Source organism: Proteus sp. G4380, assembly GCF_963885725.1.
In the GTDB taxonomy this organism is placed as follows: Bacteria; Pseudomonadota; Gammaproteobacteria; order Enterobacterales; family Enterobacteriaceae; genus Proteus; species Proteus mirabilis.
In genome coordinates this window covers 1-2177 of record NZ_CAWPAV010000072.1, presented here as the reverse complement: position 1 = coordinate 2177, position 2177 = coordinate 1, and the positions used below count along the sequence as shown (strand labels likewise).

2 protein-coding genes are annotated in these 2177 nt (G+C 29.1%); both read left to right on the top strand.

What is annotated here, in order from left to right; translation table 11 throughout:
• Nucleotides 1-1015, top strand: a 1015-nt coding sequence (locus AACU98_RS06330; protein WP_161735703.1) for a hypothetical protein, incomplete at its 5' end; no start/stop codon positions are given.
• A gap of 674 nt (nt 1016-1689) precedes the next feature.
• Nucleotides 1690-2175 carry a type 3 dihydrofolate reductase gene (gene folA, locus AACU98_RS06325; RefSeq protein WP_004245545.1) on the top strand — a complete coding sequence of 162 codons (486 nt, stop codon included), beginning with the start codon at nt 1690-1692 and terminating at the stop codon, nt 2173-2175.
• Nucleotides 2176-2177: the final 2 nt, after the last annotated feature.

Here is a 2177-nt window from a genome sequence, read left to right as displayed (position 1 = left end):
TTTTAATATTAATGTTGGGGTGGTTTTTCTATTAGACAAAAGTCAACATGCGAAAATTAATACATTATCCATTTTGATGAGAAATGGAGGGGAAGTATATTTTAAAAACTGTAAGCTAATTAACTCAGATTTTGTTAGCTTTAAGAATAAACATTTAGATACATTTTTTTTAACTTTAAGTTATGCAATAAAAAATGATTGTCATGATGATGCTAAAAGATTAATACAATATTATCTTTATGAACAATCAAAAACAAAAGGAGACTTTATTACTATAATGAACATTGCTTTCAATGTAATTAATCATTATCCAAAAGAAATGTTTGAACAATTGAAGAAACATCATCCAAAGTGTGATGATATGGTATATTATAGTGATTTTAACTATAAAAAACATATTGATATGGAACTAAGTTGTATTTGTAAAGTGATTAATAGAAAAGATAATAATGAATTAATTAATTCAATAATGAATTTAGTCACTATAATGTATAATATTTATTCGGTGGAGATGGATAAAGCGTTTATTGTCAATATAACTAAATGTTTTATTGATAAAGCAATGGAATTTAATACGGTAAACTATATTAACGATGCTTTTAAAAAGTCAATATTAAATTTTCTAACTAATAAATTAAGAAATAATGAAGACGTTCAAAAATTTGTAGATGATATGCTTACATTAGGAGTGTTAGAAAAAAAAGATATTATTAAAGCTAAAAAAATGACAATGGAAGACGAGAGTTTTATCACTAAACATAATAGAAGAATGCAAAATATTTTTACTAAGAATGAAAATAGTGATGAAATGAAATATACCATTGCTAATGTTATTAGAAATAATCATGAGAATATTTTAGAAAAAATAGACAATGAGTGTGGTGATCTTAAAGATAAATATAAAGATATTTTACTGGATATTATTGATTACTTAAGGGACGATAAGGATTGGAATTTTGATTCATTAATAATCGATTACACCTATTTCATTGATAATTATTTACATCTATTTTAGTTCTTTTTATTAAAGAGATCTTTGTTTCTTTAACACTACTTTAATCTTTAAACCAACCAGCACGACACTTAGCACTTTATTGAGCTATTTTTTATTGACAAACTTTAACTAACAAAGGCAAGTAAACGACTATTAATCCTAAGTAATAAAAGCGTATCACAATTTTTCACCTGTACTCGAACTGACTCATATTGATGTTACATAGCGATAAAAAAGAGGGGAGCTTAAGAGAGTGTTGATGAAAGAGAAAATGGTATAAGAGTCTTTTTAACGTAGATTTGCAACTAATACTCTCTATTTTTATCAATCGTATGATTGCCTTAACGAAAGGTGATACTTTAATGTTAAAAGTGCTATAAGCCAGTCAATGAGAAGTGGCAGTGCCTCTTTTCGCATGTTATTGATAAGGTGCTACATTTTTTACGATGAGAAAAAAGTAAGGTTCTTGCGCCTGTAATGAGCGTAAAGTAATTGTAAAAACACCTAAAGAATTTTCAAATATAATAGCAACTGCCATATAGCACTATTATAATGTTTAAAGCTTTCATGATTAAGTTAACACTTCCTGTATAAAGCAATTATTTATTATCGGTGAAGCATAAATTGTATCGACTCAAGTTTTCGCTTTCCGTATAGTATAAATAGTTTTCCCATTTTTACCCGTAGGTATGTAAATGAATATTAGTTTAATCGCAGCATTAGCGGCGGATCGTATTATTGGTATGGAAAAGGCGATGCCTTGGACATTACCGGGTGATCTCGCATGGTTTAAAAAAAATACATTAAATAAACCCGTTATTATGGGCCGGGTGACTTATGAGTCTATCGGGCGTCCTTTACCTAATCGTCTCAATATTGTATTAAGCAGTCAGCCTGGAAATGATGACAATGTTGTTTGGGTGAAATCCGTTGAAGAAGCACTACAAGCTGCTGAAAATAATGATGAAATCATGGTGATTGGTGGCGGTAAGGTTTATGAGCAATTCCTACCAATGGCGAATAAATTATACCTTACTCATATTGATGCTGAAGTGATTGGTGATACAACCTTCCCCGATTATGAGCCTGATGAGTGGGATTCTACTTTTATGGAATACCATGAGGCAGATGAAAATAATTCGCATAACTACTGTTTTGAAATATTAAAAAGAAGAAAATAACA